Raw genomic sequence first — 16,577 nt, 5'->3', positions numbered from 1 at the left:
CTAGTATAAAGAGTTGTTGGAAGTAATAAAAATTAAATATTATATTGTACCAGTAAATCAAATAAACAGGTGTAAAAAACCTTAGTAATTAATCACCAAAACTGTCAAGCTATTTTAGGAACGGTCAACTGCAAACATAAAACTATCAACTGAAAGTTCAATACTGTTAACTGAAAGTTCTAAACTGCCAACTTCAAACCTTAAACTGTCAACTGCAAGTTCAATACTGTTAACTGAAAGTTCTAAACTGCCAACTTCAAACCTTAAACTGTCAACTGCAAGTTCTAAACTATCTACTGCAAGATCTAAACTGTCAACTGCAAACCTTAAACTGTCAACTGCAAGTTCTAAACTGTCAACTGCAAGATCTAAACAATACCATGCTCCACTCGATTCCATCGGGAGCTACAAACGTATAAATTTCTTTAAAGCCAATGCGGTGATGTTCATCGATCTATCTCAGATTTTGCGGGCTGTTAAACCCCAACGGAGTATTTAGGAACATATTCTGAACAGTATTTTACTGCTTAGAATATGTTGGGTTAGCTAACATACTACCTAGGGTTTACATTCCTTCCTTAAATTGTTACATTTAAAACGCCATGAGCAGCTTAAACCCATCTTGTTAATTTAAGTCATACCTCTCCTTATACGGCATTAGGGTTTAAAGCTAAAAAAGGCTGTAACATCCTTAATACAACATTTTTATGGACAACTAATTGAATATTTTTACAAAATTTTTTAAAGGATTATTATTATAATTTTACCTTCCAAAGAGGAAACACACAAACAAACATGAAGAAAAGGTATATTGTATACGCTGTTTTGGCATTAGGACTGGCTTGGTTAGTTTATTACCGAATAAGTGCAAATAAAAAGCTAGAAGGAAAAGGTGGTGGCGCATCAGCAGGAAAAGGAAAAGATGGCAAGGGCGCAAAGGGTAATCCACCGCTGGCGGTTGAAGGAATAATTGTGAAGACAAGTACTTTTAATAACGATTTGGAAATTACGGGCGCTATTGATGCCAATGAATCCGTAGTCTTAAAAAGCGAAGTTTCTGGCCTGGTAACAGGCATTTTTTTTAAAGAGGGCACCAATGTATCAAAAGGTAGTGTGCTTATTAAAATTAACGATAGAGATATTCAGGCGCAATTAAACGAAGCTTTAACAAAGCAAAAATTATCTGCAACCAACGAAAACAGGGCTAAACAATTATTGCAAAAAGGAGCAATTAGTCAGGAAGAATACGACACTTCGCTAGCCGATTTAAAATCGCTCCAAGCACAATCACAACTAATTAGGGCACAGCTGGCAAAAACAACCATTCTTGCACCTTTTAGTGGTAAAATTGGTTTACGCAATATTTCTTCCGGAACTTATGTTACGCCGGCAACTGTAATTGCCAATTTAGTAAGTACAAACCCAGTAAAAATTACATTTTCAGTGCCTGAGAAATATGCTGGACAAATAAAGATCGGTTCAGAAATTTCATTCTCAACGGATGGTTCAACAAAAAAATACACAGGAAAAGTTTACGCTATTGAACCTGGCATAAATACAACAACCAGAACTTTACAAATAAGGGCTTTAGCTCCAAATGCCGATAATTTGCTTTTACCGGGATCTTTCGCTAAAATAAAACTGGCCTTAAACACCCTTGAAAATGCAATCTTAATCCCTAACCAAGCCATTGTACCTGTACTAAATGGTAAAATTGTGTACATAACAAAAAATGGTAAGGCACAAGAAACTAAAGTAGAAGCTGGTACAAGAACTGATGAAAATATTGTAATTACAGCTGGCTTAAAAGTTGGCGATACCGTTTTAACAACTGGATCAATGTCGCTCAAAAAAGATGCGCCAGTTAAAGTTCATCTCGTTAAAGAATAATTTATGAGTATTTCGACAACGAGTATAAAAAGGCCGGTTCTTGCTATTGTAATGAACCTTTTGATTGTTTTATTTGGTGTAATTGGTTACAATTTTTTGGGTGTTAGGGAATATCCATCAATTGATCCAACGGTAGTTTCTGTTAGAACATCTTATCCAGGTGCTAATTCGGATATTATTGAATCGCAAATTACCGAGCCGCTAGAGAAATCTATCAATGCTATTGATGGTATTCGCAACATTTCATCATCTAGTAATCAAGGTACCAGTAACATTACGATTGAATTTAATCTTGATAAAAACATTGAGGAAGCTGCAAACGATGTGCGTGATAAGGTATCACAAGCGGCTAGAACATTACCTAAGGATATTGATGGTTTGCCCGTTGTAAGCAAGGCAGATGCTAATTCGGATGCAATTTTATCTATGACAATCCAAAGTGATAAGAGAAACACCCTGGATTTAAGTGATTTTGCTGAAAACGTAATTGCTGATAGAATCCAAACCATTCCTGGTGTAAGTAGTGTACAAATTCAGGGTCAAAGAAAATATGCGATGAGAATCCGTATTGATCCAAATAAGTTGGCTGCTTATGGTTTAACCTCACAAGATATTGTTACCGCTTTAGATAATGAAAACGTAGAACTTCCATCGGGTAAAATTACAGGGGCAACTACTGAACTTACGGTAAAAACCTTAGGAAAATTAACTACTGCCGATGAATTTAATAATCTAATTCTTAAAAACGACAGTACAAATGTTGTTAAACTACAAGATGTTGGTTATGCAGAAATTGGATCAGAAAACGAAGAAACAATTTTGCGTGAATCTGGCAGGCCAATGGTTGCGGTTGCAATTATCCCTCAACCGGGCGCAAACTATCTAGATATTAGCAAGGAATTTTATAAGAGATTTGATAAATTAAAAGCCGATATTCCTCAAGATATTAAACTTAAAGTTGCCCTTGATAATACTTTGTTCATTAAACGTTCGGTAACGGAAGTGGCAGAAACCATCGGTTTATCGTTGGTATTGGTAATTTTAATTATTTATCTCTTTTTTAGAGATTGGGCAATCGCCTTTCGTCCTTTAATTGATATACCGGTATCCTTAATTTTTACATTTTTTGTAATGTATGCCTTCGGGTTTTCCATAAACGTACTGAGTTTGCTCGCTATTGTACTGGCAACAGGTTTGGTGGTGGATGATGGTATTGTAGTAACCGAAAATATATTTAAGAAAGTAGAAGAAGGCATGTCGCCTTTTGAAGCAGCCATAAAAGGTTCAAACGAAATATTTTTCGCCGTAATTTCCATTTCAATAACACTGGCAGCAGTTTTTCTTCCTGTAATATTTTTGCAGGGTTTTGTGGGCCGCTTATTTAGGGAATTTGGTATCGTAATCGGCGCAGCCGTTTTAATCTCAGCTTTTGTATCGCTTACCTTAACGCCTATGCTTAATGCATATTTAATGAAAAAAGGCGGACATAAACCTTCCAGATTTTACAATTTTACTGAACCTTATTTTGTTAAGCTAAACGATGCCTATCAATCTAACTTGAACAAGTTTTTGAACAAAAGATGGCTTTCCATCCCAATCATTTTAGTTTGTTTAGGTTTAATTTTCTTATTCTGGAAAATATTACCAAAAGAAACTGCCCCATATGATGATAGAAGTGCAATTAACATTAATGTAACCACTCCAGAAGGTTCGTCATACGCCTATACCGATAAGTTTATCATGAAACTGAACCAAATGATTATTGATTCAGTTCCAGAGAAAAATGTAAATATTACTATCACTTCTCCAGGTTTTGGTGGTTCTGGTGCAACAAATTCAGGTTTTGTAAGAATGGGATTAGTTGATCCAGAAAATCGTGAACGAAGTCAAAAAGAGATTGCCGATCAACTAACAAAGATTACCAAAAAGTATAGTGAGGGTAAAACCATTGTAAATCAACAACCAACAATTTCAGTTGGCCGTCGTGGTGGTTTGCCGATAAGTTATATCATTCAAGCACAAAACTTTGAAAAATTAAGAGAAAAAGTGCCTTTATTTATGGATGAGGTGGCAAAGGATCCAACTTTTACAGTATCTGATGTGAATCTTAAATTTAATAAGCCAGAAATAAATCTAACAATAGATCGTGATAAAGCAAAAAACCTTGGTGTTTCTATTTCTGCAATTGCACAAACTTTAAACTTGGGTTTAAGCGGGCAACGTTTTTCATATTTCTTTATGAATGGCAAACAATACCAAGTTATTGGTCAGTTTGATCAGGTTGACCGTAAAGCGCCCCTTGATTTAAGCTCCGTTTATGTAAGAAATGATAAAGGCGATTTAATTCAGCTTGATAATCTGGTTAAGGCTAAAGAAGAAAGTAGCCCGCCACAGTTATATCGAAACAATCGTTTTATTGCGGCAACGGTTTCAGCAGGATTGGCGCCTGGTAAAAGTATTGGCGAAGGTATTGATGCAATGGATGCCATTTCTAAAAAGGTTTTGGACGAGAGTTTTTCTACCGATTTAAGTGGCGAATCTCGCGATTTTAAAGAAAGTTCTTCCAACACTTTCTTCGCCTTTGGTTTAGCATTATTACTAGTTTATTTAATTCTTTCAGCACAATTTGAAAGCTTTAAGGATCCAATTATCATCATTTTAACAGTACCAATGGCTGTTGCCGGTGCATTTTTATCACTTTGGTTGTGCGGACAGAGCTGGAATATTTTTAGCCAGATTGGTACAATCATGTTAATTGGTTTGGTAACCAAAAACGGTATTTTAATTGTAGAATTTGCCAATCAACTAAAAGAAAAAGGCATCCCTATTCCAGAAGCTATTCGAGAAGCAGCAGTTTCTCGTTTACGTCCTATCTTAATGACGAGTTTGGCCATTGCAATTGGCGCTTTACCTATTGCATTAGCTTTAGGTGCTGCTGCAAAAAGTAGAATGAGTATGGGTACCGTAATTGTAGGTGGAACATTATTCTCCTTAGTTTTAACCCTATTTGTAATTCCAGCGATTTACTCTTACTGGGCAAAACCTTACAAACCAAATAAAGAATTGAAAGATGCCGAACGTTTTGAACAGGAAGCCATGAAAACATCAGAAGAATAAAATGAACAAGAGATTAAACCTGATTATCGCATTATTGAGCCTTTGTTCCTTTTCACTTTTGGCACAAGAAAAACTGAGTTTGCAGGAAGCAATAACTGTTGCACTCCAAAATAATTACGATATAAAAATTAGTAAAAACAATATAAATATAGCCAAAAACAACGCAAACATTGGCAATGCAGGAATGCTTCCAAAATTAGATGGAACGTATACAAATGGTGGTAGTATCCAAAATACCAGACAAACGCCTGCTACTGGTGCCGATAGAGTAATTACAGGCGCTAAAAGTACAAACAACAGTCTTGGTGCTGATTTAAACTGGACTATTTTTGATGGCTTTACCATGTTTGCTAATTATGACAGGCTGAAAGAACTTCAAAAGCAAGGCGAATTAAACTCCAGATTAACTATTTTAACAACCGTAGCAGATGTAATTGCGGCATATTATGATGTAGTAAGGCAACAGCAATTGGTTGTAGCGGCAGATAGCGCCATGGATGTTTCGGTTTTAAGAACAACTATTGCTAAAACAAAATTACAGCTGGGCCGTGGTTCGAAATTAGACGTACTTACCGCACAGGTAGATTATAATGCGGATACATCAGCCTATTTACAGCAAAAGAATGCCCTACAAGTTGCCAAGGTTCGTTTAAATCAACTAATGGTTAGAGAGATAGGTACAGCTTTTTCTGTTGAAGATAAGATCAATGTAGATGCAGCACTAGTTTATAATCAATTGGCAGAGCAGGCCGAAAAGCAAAACCCAAATGTTCAAAATGCCTTTATTAATCAAAGAATAGCTTCTTTAACGTTAAAATCTGTTCGTGGTGCTCGCTATCCTTCAGTAAGTTTAAATTCTGGTTATAGCAGAGCGAATAGCACAAGCCCAACGGGTTTTAACCAAAAATTTGCTGCCAATGGCTTCACTTATGGTGTTACAGCAAGTATTAATATCTTCAACGGTTTTTTACAGAGGCAACAGGAAAGAAATGCGAAGATAGAAATAGATAACTCTACACTAAATTTGAACAAAACCAAGTTAGATGTTAATGCACAACTACTTACAGCCTATCAAAATTATACTACTTACCTTGATTTGGTTAAACTTGAACAAAAAAACCTAGAAATTGCAAAAGAAAACCTAGATATTACCTTAGCCAAGTATCGTTTGGGCAGTATTGCACCTTTAGAATTGAGAGAAGCGCAAAGAAATGCGATAGATGTTCAAAATCGTTTCATTGAAATGCAATATCAAGCAAAGCTTGCCGAAATCACACTAAAAGAAATCAGTGGAAATATAAATTTATCTAATTAATTTTTATATTTATTGCATGATACTTGTTGCAGACAGCGGCTCATCAAAAACAGATTGGATGGGCTATTTTAATGGTGAGGTAATAAAGTTTAGTACTCCCGGAATTAACCCTTATTTTTTAAATGAGCAAGATATCAGCAAACTGATTTTAAAAAATGAAACTTTAGTTCAGTATGCTGAAGAAGTTAAGGAAATTTACTTTTTTGGGGCTGGTTGTTCCTCTCCAGATAAACATGAAGTAGTTTCTAATGGCTTATCTTCTATTTTCCGAAATGCCTATATCTCTGCAGATCATGATCTTTTAGGCTCGGTTTATGCAACATGTGGTGATGAAGAAGGCTTAAATTGCATTTTAGGTACTGGCTCTAACATTTGCCATTTCGATGGAAAAAAGATATTGGAAGGTCATCATGGCTTAGGTTATGTTTTAGGTGATGAAGGCTCAGGAACATTTTTCGGTAAAAAAGTGCTATTAAGTTACCTCTATCAAAAAATGCCTCAGGATTTAGCTACAGAATTTAAAAAAGCTTTCCCAGCAGAAAAGGAACAAATTATTACCAATGTTTACCAAAAACCTTTTCCAAATATTTATTTAGCAGGCTTTAGCCGCTTTATGGCTACACAAAAAGAACACCCGTTTATACAAAATATCTTGAAAACCGGTTTTCAAGAATTTGTTGATACCAATATCAAAGATTACCCACGTTACAAAACTATTCCATGTCATTTTGTAGGTTCAATTGCCTACTACTATCAAGATGAATTAAAAGCTGTATTAGAAGATAACGGTATTCCTGTCGGAAAAATTCTGCAAAAACCAATAGAAGAGCTTTTCAATTTTATTTTACGTAAAGAAGGTGTTGTAAAACAGGCCATTTAACGCAGATATAAACTAATTGTTAAAATCTTTTTAAGATTGTAAACAGAAACGACAAGTAATTGTTAATATTACAGCAACATACAAATGCTTAAAACATATGAAGAAAATACTGGTAGTAGATGATGATATTGAGGTTTTAGAAACCATTCAATTAATTTTGGAAATAGGCGGGTTTAAAGTATCGTCATTAAGTGACGGTGAAGAAGTATTTGATAGGATAGAAAGTTTTAAGCCAGATTTGATTTTACTGGATATATCTCTTGGTCATATTGATGGTCGTGTACTTTGCGAACAATTAAAATCCATTGAAAACACTTCATTAATACCTATTTTATTAATTTCAGGCTTATACGATCCAAAAGACTTTACAACTTTAAATTACGGTCAGGACGATTTTTTATCAAAACCTTTCCAAATGGATGTGCTACTGAAAAAAATTAGTAAAATTCTTTCACTTGAAGAAGATAAGCCAAGCTTTCATTTAAATTAAAGCAAAGCTTTTTAAAATATACAGCCGGAAAATATTCTATTTTCCGGCTTTTTTGTATCCCATCCTTAAAAAGGTAAAATTAAAGAGTTCAAACTATGAAATTGTTATCAGATTGATTTGATTTAGCCTGTCATTTTGGCAAATAAAAAATTTGGAACAACCCTTGTTATGCAGCATATAGATTAAACAATTTATTTACATATGAGCATACAGGAAAAAGGAAATATCTCCATACATACCGAGAATATTTTCCCGATAATTAAAAAGTTTTTATACTCTGATAACGAGATTTTTCTTCGCGAATTGGTTTCTAACGCAGTTGATGCGGTTCAGAAAATTAAAAGGCTGGGTTCATTAGGTCAGTTTCAAGGCGAGGTTGGAGCTCCTTTAGTTCAGGTAGCGGTTGATAAAGATAAAAAAACCATCACCATTAGCGATAATGGATTGGGTATGACCGCCGAAGAAATAAAAAAATACATTAACCAAGTTGCATTTTCTGGCGCAAGCGAGTTTGTTGAGAAATTTAAAGATGCTAAAGATGCCAATGAAATCATTGGTAAATTCGGTTTAGGCTTCTATTCAGCCTTTATGGTAGCAGATTTAGTTGAAATTAATACTTTATCTTATCAGGATGGAGCAGAGCCAGCACGTTGGGTTTGTGATGGAAGTACAGAATTTGAAATTACAGAAGGTACCAGAACAACCCGTGGTACTGATATTATTTTACATGTAAACAAAGATTCTGAAGAGTTTTTAGAAGAATCAAAACTTCAGGGCATCCTTGATAAATACGCTAAGTTTTTACCTGTTCCAATTAAATTTGGTACTAAAACCGAATCGGAAGAAGATGGTGAAGATGAAGAAGGTAAAAAGAAATATAAAGATGTAGAGGTTGATAACATCATCAATACTACAAATCCAATCTGGACTAAAGCACCTGCAGAATTGTCAGATGAGGATTACTTAAACTTTTACCGCGAATTATATCCGTTTTCTGAAGAGCCATTATTCTGGATTCACCTAAACGTAGATTATCCTTTTAACCTTACCGGTGTTTTGTATTTTCCGAAATTGAAAAACGATTTCGAACTACAGCGCAACAAAATTAAACTGTACTCCCGCCAGGTATTTATTACTGATGAAGTTAAGGACATTGTTCCTGAATTTTTGATGCTTTTACACGGCGTAATCGATTCTCCGGATATTCCTTTAAATGTATCACGTAGTTTCTTACAAGCTGATAGTAATGTTAAAAAAATCAACAATTACATTACTAAAAAAGTTGCTGATAAATTAGCGGAATTATTTGCTAAAGATCGTAAGGCTTACGAAGATAAATGGAAAGACATTGGTCTTTTTGTTAAGTACGGAATGATTAGTGAAGAGAAATTCTACGATAAGGCTAAGGATTTTGCTTTGGTTGGAAACACCAAGAATGAACTTTTTACCTTACCAGAGTACAAAGAAAAAGTATCGCCACTACAAACAGATAAAAATGGTACGGTGGTTTATCTTTATACAAATGATGCTTCGAAACAAGATGCTTTCATCCAATCTGCCAATAAAAAGGATTACGATGTATTGGTGTTAGATTCTCCTATTGATAATCATTTTATTAATCAATTAGAGCAAAAATTAGAGAAAACGTCTATTAAACGCGTTGATTCTAGTGTAGCTGATAAGTTGATTGAAAAAGATGAAGTAAATGAGCATGTTTTAAGCGAAGATCAGGTAAAAGAAGTTACCACAATTTTCGAAAAAGCAATTACCAAACCAGGTATGCAAGTTGAAATTGTAGCTTTAAACCCTGATGAGTTACCAGTTACCATCACAATGGATGAGTTTATGCGTCGTATGAAAGATATGGCAGCTATGGGCGGCGGAATGGGCTTTTACGGCCAAATGCCAGATAGTTATAAAGTTGCCATTAATGGAAATCATAAATTAATCAGCAAAATATTAAAAGCTGATGCTGATGAACAGAACACTTTAGCTAAACAAGCTGTAGATTTAGCTTTATTGGCTCAAGGTTTATTAACAGGTGCAGAATTAACTGCTTTTGTAAGTAGAAGCGTTGAATTAATTTAAAATCGTTACTATTGAAGGTACAAGTAAGATTGCTTTGTAACTTCAAATAATGAATTATTAAATAGGTACCTATTCTAAAAAGAAAACCCCTTCCGATTTTAACATCAGAAGGGGTTTTCTATATTGGGTTAGAATATTTTTATTAGCTAGCTAAAGCTGGTTGTTTGTGAGCCACATTGAAATAATCTCTGTGCTCTTCAATTAACCTTGCAATAGTTGCAGCTTTAGTATCCGTAATTTTAAATTCGAATAAAGGCTCTGAGCTTTTTTTGCTTCTTACCATTTTCTCAGTATAAAAACGGTAAACTAAGCCGTTGGTTAATAAGCCATATTTAGCTTTTGTTTTGCGAAAATATTTAGATAAGCGTGAATCATGAATATCTAAATTATCGTTGTGGTGTTTACATTCTACTAAAATTGTTGGCTCACCATCTTTCATAATGGTATAATCAACTTTTTTACTTTTTTTAACGCCGAAATCTAAAACAGCTTCACTTTGAACTTCTGAGGGATCAAAGCCCAAGATCTGAATGAAAGGCATAACTAATGCATTTCTAGTTAAATCTTCAGATTGAACTTGAGGAAGCATTTTCTTAATTCTAACGGCAAATTGCCCGATTTCATCTTTAAGTTCCATTTTAATAGCTGTTAAATGTATATTTTTTAAGGTAGTATCTTAATGTTTTAATTTTCACTTTTTTAAACCCAATATTGTATGGCCTGTTTCTGAGTTTCCTGTACACAGGCTACACAAGGTTGGGTAGGTAGATGTTTAAAATTTAACCAAAGCCTTATTAATCATATTGCTATTGATTATTTGTTTTTGGCAAACAGTTTAAAGATTACAAAAACATTCGATCAGGCTAACTTTTTTACATGAACCCTGTAGTATTTTACACGAAACCCTAAGTTTTATGTGATGAAACTGGAACAACATTTTTTATATAGGATGATTAAAGCAATTCTTTTTTTATTTATCTTGCATAGAAATCATTCCAAACACACTTATCGAATATCATGAATTTAAAATGCGTTGTAATTGACGACGAACAACATGCAATAGAAGTTTTAACGGATCACATCTCAGAGATGCCGGGGCTAACGGTATTTAAAACCTTTACCAGTCCGGTGCAAGCACTTACTGAAATAACAGTAGAAGATGAAATAGATTTGCTTTTTATGGATATCGATATGCCAGGTATAAATGGCATTGAATTAGCAAAAAACATTAGAGAAAGGGCAAAATATTTAATTTTTACTACTGCACACCCGGATTATGCACTACAAGCTTTTGATGTACAATCAGACCAGTATCTTTTAAAACCAATTTCTTTTGCAAAATTTGCTTTAGGTATTGATAGGATACTTAAAAAAGAGGCAGCAAATGCTAAAAGCTCTACAAAAGAAGCAGATCAGGTTGCGGCATTATACATAAAAGGAGATCATAAATATGCTTTCTCTAATATTGCCATAGATGATATTTTATACATTAAGGCATTACAGAATTATATCCAGATTATAACGAAATCAGAAACACATACAACTTATTTAACCTTAAAAGAAATTGAAAAAGCCTTAGAAAATCACGCCTTTATCCGCGTAAATAAATCGAATATTGTTGCAAAGGCATCAATTAAGAAAGTAGATGGAAATATAATTAGATTAGTAAACAATGAAATGATCCAAATTGGCGAAGGCTATAAGGAAGCTTTCTTCGCCTATGTTCAGAGCAGTTTACTTAAATCGAATAGGAATCAATAATTATTTTCTGAAAGAAATGTCAGATATATCAAAAGTCAAAATTGTTTTTGCTGTAGCCGTTGTAGGATCAGTATTAAAATTGTTTTGACCCTTAGCACTTTTATAAATAAATACAGTCTTTTTAATCAGTTTACTTGCGTGTTGATCTTTCATATTATTTGTTAAAAGATATGTCAAAAATATCAAAAGTTAATATTGTTTTTGCTGTAGCTGTTGTTGGATCTGTGCGAAAGTCATTTTGACTCTTACCATTTTTAAAAACAAACACTGTTTTTTTAGCTAATTTACTTGTATTTAGAGCTTTCATATTATTTATTAAAAGAGATGTCGAAATTGCCAAAAGTTAAAACAGTTCCTCCTAAAATTGATGTAGGATCTGATACAGGGTCGGTACGGAAATCATTTTGGCCTTTTGCATTTTTAAAAACAAATACTGTTTTTTTAGCCAATTTATTTGTGTTTAGAACTTTCATATTATTTGTTAAAAGAGATATCGAAAATGTCAAATGTTAAAATAGTTTTTGCTGTAGCCGTTGTAGGATCAGTACGGAAATCGTTTTGTCCTTTTGCATTTTTAAAAACAAATACTGTTTTCTTTGAGAGTTTATTTATGTGTTGAGCTTTCATATTATTTATTTGTTAAAAGAGATATCGAAAATGTCAAATGTTAAAATAGTTTTTGCTGTAGCTGTTGTAGGATCAGTACGGAAATCGTTTTGTCCTTTTGCATTTTTAAAAACGAATACTGTTTTCTTTGAGAGTTTACTAGAGTTTTGAATTTTCATTATATCTAAATTTTATATGTTTTTATCTATTGTTATTAGCAACGGTGTAAAGATGCGGTAGAAAATTTATCTACTATATTTTTTTACACAAACACACCAATATAAGGGTGTAAACGCCCTTTTTTCAACAAAAATCAACGAAAATGAGTTTTTTTAATTTAAGTAATTTCTATAAAAAGTATAAAATCCACCTAATTGTTTGGAGCGTATATATTATTTATGAAGTTATTATTGCCGGCTTAATAAATAATATATTCGGACAGGTTGGTAGCTATGTTCTTTTTTACCTGGTGAACATATGCCTCTTCTATTCTCATGCTTATTTATTCAATATTTTATTAAAAAATAATAAGCTAAGTTTTAAAATTATCGGAATCCCAGTTTTAATTTTTGCGGAAATAGCTGTCTATACCATTCTGGTTTATTTACTACAATTACTATTTATCAAACTAAATTTTATCCATCGGGATGATTTTCCTGTTATAGATAAAGATTACGTAGCTAGATGTATTTTCCGATCTCTTTTATTTATAGGCTTCTCTACTGGTTATGTTTACATTTTGAAATCTTTTGAGGATCGAAAAAAGGTAGAAGCACTTGAAAGACAAAGCCTTGTTACCCAAATAGAGAAACAATCATTAGAAAACGATTTGGTAAATTCTCAAAACAATTACCTTCGAAGTCAGATAAATCCGCACTTTTTATTTAACACCTTAAATTTCATCTACAATGATGCCCGTAAAAAGGCACCTCTAGCAGCAGATGCTATTATGAACCTTGCAGAAATGATGCGTTATGCTTTAAAAAGACCAGAAGCATCTGAAATGGTTCCATTAAGTGAAGAGGTTGAGCAAATTGAGCATTTAATTAATTTACACAGGCTGCGTACTGGCAATACTATTAATTTAGAATTGGAGGTTACCGGTGATTTATTTGGAATTAGATTTCCGCCATTAATTTTATTAACGTTAATAGAAAATATATTTAAGCATGGCAATGTGTCTCATTCAACACAACCAGCACAGATTAAAATTAACTATGAGAATAGCCACCTAAGCATCAAAACCATAAATATGATTAATGATGTTAAAAGCAAGGCAAGTGATAGCCACCATGTTGGTGTAGAGAATATTGGTAAAAGATTACACAATTTTTATAAGGAATCTTGTGAGTTTAAATTTTATCAGGATCCTTTAAATCGTTATATAACAGAAATTAATGTGGACATTATTAATCCACTGGCAAAACTTAATGCAACGGTTTAAGCCGTTGCATTTCTTCTTTGTAACTCTTTTAGCAAGAAATAATACATCACCATTTCGTGGCTTCGTTGATCTTTGGCAAACAAACGGTTAACGTGCATATGAATTAAATCACTAAAGAGTTTTACCCTTTTCTCTGCTGAACAAACTTGCAAAATTTGAATAAAGGAAATTGCAAAGGTTTTAAATAATTCCGCTTGAGATGCATTAACTGCAGGAGAATTTTCTTTACGATAAAGCTGGTATTGTGCGTTTAATTTTTTGAAATCCGCAGCTTCCAGATTATGTTCTTCATTAAAGGAGTTTGATATTATTTTTATAATATTTATAAACTTATTTGCTTCAAATATACCTGCTGCCTGAATTTGATATGCTACAGCTGCACATAAATTATATTTATTAAAATTAGAAAGTTGTGTTTCTATAAGTGAAAGTACAAACTGGCTATCTGCACAAAAATGTGTTTCAGCCATTTCTATTAAATCATGTCCATAACGCTCAGATTCTCGCTTATAGGTTCTAATTTGAACATCAGATACTAAGCCTGCTAAAAGATTTTCTTCCAGATAACTGCTAAGTGCAGCCGTTAATGCATGCCCACGTTCAATATCACTTAATAAAACTCTAAATCTTAAATGATTTCCATTTTCATTATACCTAATAAAAAACCATTGCTTAATATCATCCTGGTGGGTATCCAAAAAGTAAGCAATTGGGCCGGCAAGAATTTCATCTGCTCTTTGCTGGTGACAATAAATTTCAAAGTACAGCCATTCAGTTCCTGGCGGAAAAATTTGTTTCACTTGTATTGGCTGTTCAATTTTAGCTGCATTTATTTCGCTGTAAACTTTTTCGTTATGGAAAAGGCTCACCACAAATTGTCCTAAATAAGGTTTTAATGCTTGATCTTGAACCAAACTTTCTTTAGGTAAAATCACTTCTTCTACAAAAAAATCCTTTTGTTTTTGTGCGTATTGAATAAATGCAACCAAATCTTCGTTGCTATTTAAACTAAAGCATAAAGTTTGATCTGATGATCCTGCCTTAAAATAATCGCTTACGCCAAGCTCCAAAAGATAGGCTTTACATTGTTGAACCGATGGTTCGTTATTTTTGATTTTAAAAAGATCGTCTTTTTTAATTTTCCACCTCGCCTGGCTTAAAACAATATTTTTGTATTGAAACCGTGGATAGTAATCTAAATTTGGGAATAAAGCTTCGAGTGAAATATTTAGATTAGTTTGAACTGCATGGTGCTGTAAATCGCAAAGCAGCCTAAAAACTGATAAATCCGATCGGGTATAATTATAGGCAGAAGCCATTTTAGGAATAATACGTTTTCCTAATTTTTTCGACCTTAAAATAATTTCATCTCCTTGTACGGAAACCATAATATCACAGAGATTTAGTGGATCGCTTGAGGTATCGAAGTTTAAAATGGAGAGTTGGTGATTATAAATAATTCTGCGCCTATTTACATTATCTACATTAGCCTCAACCATGTAGGCTACATCAAAAAATAAAATCTCTGGATTGGCATTTTGCTCAATTTGAGCAATCCGAATGCAATTTTCTAAAACCTCTTGTCCGGCTAACGTAAAGCGCCCACTTAGTGAATTTGCTGTTGCCCCTCCTATTTGCTCTACCTGCACTAATTCATCGCATATACTCATCATAAAGCTAAATGAATTCGGAATTGGCTTCAACTCTTCATTTAATAGGAAATGAGTTGTATTGAGCAGAAGAGTTTTACCCTTTTCAAATTTCTCTGCGATAAGTTCTTTTCTTAAAACAGATTTCAATTCGATTTCTGCCTTTTTAGACTTATTTTTTTGCTTAAACTGCGATACAAAATCGTCATCATCTCCTGCCTGCTCCAACTCATCATAGCCAACCCCCATTTCTGGATCAAGCGCTAAAAGCAATGGAACTTCTTTTTGTTCAAATTTCTTTTTAAAGCGACTGATAAAATCAATTAAAGCTGGTTTTTCTATGTGAGGTACTGCCTTATGTAAAAACTGAACTAGATCTGGAATATTTTGTAATAAGTTTTCAGCAATCTGACCAGAAACTGGTTCTCGCTCTGCTATTAAGTATTCTGGCAGTGTATGATCTGCATGCAGGTTTAAGCGTTCAAAATAATCTTCGCCTATAATATTGGGATCGTAATTTGTAAAAACCAATTGCAAGACATGCATATCTTCTAATAAAGCGAATAAAGATTGCTTTTCTTGCTCATTTAAATTCAGACATTCAATCAGTTCGTTTACTTTAATGGGCTTTAAACAGGCATCCAAAATTCGACGAACAAAAGGGTCTTCTTCAATTTCGGCCAACTCAAAAACGCCATCGGTGCAAGCAATATATCTAATACTTGTTGGGGTGCTGTAATAACTACTATTGCTAAAAATAAGGCAGTTTTGCTGGATCAAATCCGTTAAATTAAACTGAATTTGGTTTTTGTAAGGCCAATCTATAAATCGGTGAACTTTTTGTAATTCGTTTAGTGTTATAGTTTCGCCATAGTTATTTAATGCATTTTTTAAAAGGGCGAAGCTGGCAAATGTGCCATAAGGTGTTGAGCGATATTTGGCCCGGTTAAAGTACTTCCAAATGGTAAAGAAAACTTTTGGTGGTAAATGGCTTAATTCTTCTACCTTAACATTTTTAATGGTTTGGTAAAAGGCATCTGATGATATGGCAATATCCTTTTTAAGTTCATCCCAAGAGGCTGGTAAATTTGCCTGATAAGAAAATTTTGGTGTTCTTAGAATTACAGTTGAGTGGATATTTAATTTCATTTGCTTTAATGGACTGCGAAAATTACAAAGATTATATTGAAGTTGTTAAAACTTTTGGTTGTTTAGTATTTTTTTTGAGTAAAAGCACAGAAAAAGGAATCCAATGCATTAACACCCAGTTTCTGGCTGATGTTCAAATTAGATTAGCAAAAATTTAGGACGATAGAAGTATTCTAGATCTAGAAAAT

General features: G+C 33.6%; 16 protein-coding genes. 8 read left to right on the top strand and 8 right to left on the bottom strand.

Annotation, left to right across the window (positions count from 1 at the left end):
- Positions 1-114 precede the first annotated feature (114 nt).
- Complete coding sequence (locus EHC72_RS20055) at positions 115-399, bottom strand: hypothetical protein (protein ID WP_131539503.1); 285 nt, start codon at positions 397-399, stop codon at positions 115-117.
- Between the two features lie 396 nt (positions 400-795).
- Between EHC72_RS20055 and EHC72_RS20050 the strand changes: the two genes are divergently transcribed.
- From EHC72_RS20050 to htpG, 6 genes are all read left to right on the top strand, one after another.
- The gene (locus tag EHC72_RS20050; RefSeq protein ID WP_131539502.1) at positions 796-1,890 is read left to right on the top strand and encodes an efflux RND transporter periplasmic adaptor subunit; all 1,095 of its coding nucleotides are present in this window, start codon (positions 796-798) and stop codon (positions 1,888-1,890) included.
- A gap of 3 nt (positions 1,891-1,893) precedes the next feature.
- Complete coding sequence (locus EHC72_RS20045) at positions 1,894-5,007, top strand: efflux RND transporter permease subunit (protein WP_131539501.1); 3,114 nt, start codon at positions 1,894-1,896, stop codon at positions 5,005-5,007.
- A 1-nt stretch (position 5,008) separates the two neighbouring features.
- A complete protein-coding gene (locus EHC72_RS20040) occupies positions 5,009-6,322 on the top strand; it encodes a TolC family protein (protein ID WP_131539500.1) in 1,314 nt (437 codons plus the stop codon).
- A gap of 16 nt (positions 6,323-6,338) precedes the next feature.
- Positions 6,339-7,202, top strand: coding sequence for an N-acetylglucosamine kinase (locus EHC72_RS20035; protein ID WP_246029469.1), 864 nt, complete (start codon positions 6,339-6,341; stop codon positions 7,200-7,202).
- A gap of 97 nt (positions 7,203-7,299) precedes the next feature.
- Complete coding sequence (locus EHC72_RS20030) at positions 7,300-7,692, top strand: response regulator (RefSeq protein WP_131539499.1); 393 nt, start codon at positions 7,300-7,302, stop codon at positions 7,690-7,692.
- A 201-nt stretch (positions 7,693-7,893) separates the two neighbouring features.
- Positions 7,894-9,780, top strand: coding sequence for a molecular chaperone HtpG (gene htpG / locus EHC72_RS20025; RefSeq protein ID WP_199157015.1), 1,887 nt, complete (start codon positions 7,894-7,896; stop codon positions 9,778-9,780).
- 142 nt (positions 9,781-9,922) lie between these two features.
- Here the strand turns inward: htpG and EHC72_RS20020 are convergent, their stop codons facing one another.
- Positions 9,923-10,417, bottom strand: a complete 495-nt coding sequence (locus tag EHC72_RS20020) for a type I restriction enzyme HsdR N-terminal domain-containing protein (protein WP_131539498.1) — start codon at positions 10,415-10,417, stop codon at positions 9,923-9,925.
- Positions 10,418-10,797: 380 nt separating this feature from the next.
- On the opposite strand from EHC72_RS20020, the gene EHC72_RS20015 reads away from it, so the two are divergent.
- Positions 10,798-11,541, top strand: coding sequence for a LytR/AlgR family response regulator transcription factor (locus EHC72_RS20015; RefSeq protein WP_131539497.1), 744 nt, complete (start codon positions 10,798-10,800; stop codon positions 11,539-11,541).
- On the opposite strand, the gene EHC72_RS22795 is transcribed toward EHC72_RS20015, so the two are convergent.
- Genes EHC72_RS22795 through EHC72_RS22775 form a run of 5 tightly spaced genes read right to left on the bottom strand, consistent with a single transcriptional unit; the run spans position 11,542 to position 12,326 of the window.
- Positions 11,542-11,694 carry a hypothetical protein gene (locus tag EHC72_RS22795; protein ID WP_165585891.1) on the bottom strand — a complete coding sequence of 51 codons (153 nt, stop codon included), beginning with the start codon at positions 11,692-11,694 and terminating at the stop codon, positions 11,542-11,544.
- 1 nt (position 11,695) lies between these two features.
- The gene (locus EHC72_RS22790) at positions 11,696-11,848 is read right to left on the bottom strand and encodes a hypothetical protein (RefSeq protein ID WP_165585890.1); all 153 of its coding nucleotides are present in this window, start codon (positions 11,846-11,848) and stop codon (positions 11,696-11,698) included.
- 1 nt (position 11,849) lies between these two features.
- The gene (locus EHC72_RS22785; RefSeq protein WP_165585889.1) at positions 11,850-12,014 is read right to left on the bottom strand and encodes a hypothetical protein; all 165 of its coding nucleotides are present in this window, start codon (positions 12,012-12,014) and stop codon (positions 11,850-11,852) included.
- A gap of 1 nt (position 12,015) precedes the next feature.
- Positions 12,016-12,168 carry a hypothetical protein gene (locus EHC72_RS22780; RefSeq protein WP_165585888.1) on the bottom strand — a complete coding sequence of 51 codons (153 nt, stop codon included), beginning with the start codon at positions 12,166-12,168 and terminating at the stop codon, positions 12,016-12,018.
- Between the two features lie 5 nt (positions 12,169-12,173).
- The gene (locus EHC72_RS22775) at positions 12,174-12,326 is read right to left on the bottom strand and encodes a hypothetical protein (protein WP_165585887.1); all 153 of its coding nucleotides are present in this window, start codon (positions 12,324-12,326) and stop codon (positions 12,174-12,176) included.
- Between the two features lie 143 nt (positions 12,327-12,469).
- On the opposite strand from EHC72_RS22775, the gene EHC72_RS20010 reads away from it, so the two are divergent.
- On the top strand, positions 12,470-13,591 hold the full coding sequence (locus EHC72_RS20010; RefSeq protein WP_131539496.1) for a sensor histidine kinase: 1,122 nt from the start codon (positions 12,470-12,472) through the stop codon (positions 13,589-13,591).
- Here the strand turns inward: EHC72_RS20010 and EHC72_RS20005 are convergent.
- The gene (locus EHC72_RS20005; protein WP_131539495.1) at positions 13,588-16,389 is read right to left on the bottom strand and encodes a lantibiotic dehydratase; all 2,802 of its coding nucleotides are present in this window, start codon (positions 16,387-16,389) and stop codon (positions 13,588-13,590) included. The two genes, EHC72_RS20010 and EHC72_RS20005, sit on opposite strands and share 4 nt — an antisense overlap.
- Between the last annotated feature and the right edge of the window lie 188 nt (positions 16,390-16,577).

Source organism: Pedobacter nototheniae, from assembly GCF_004335085.1.
Lineage (GTDB): Bacteria > Bacteroidota > Bacteroidia > Sphingobacteriales > Sphingobacteriaceae > Pedobacter > Pedobacter nototheniae.
The sequence above is the reverse complement of the archived record's forward strand: the minus strand, read 5'-3'. Positions and strand labels throughout refer to the sequence as shown.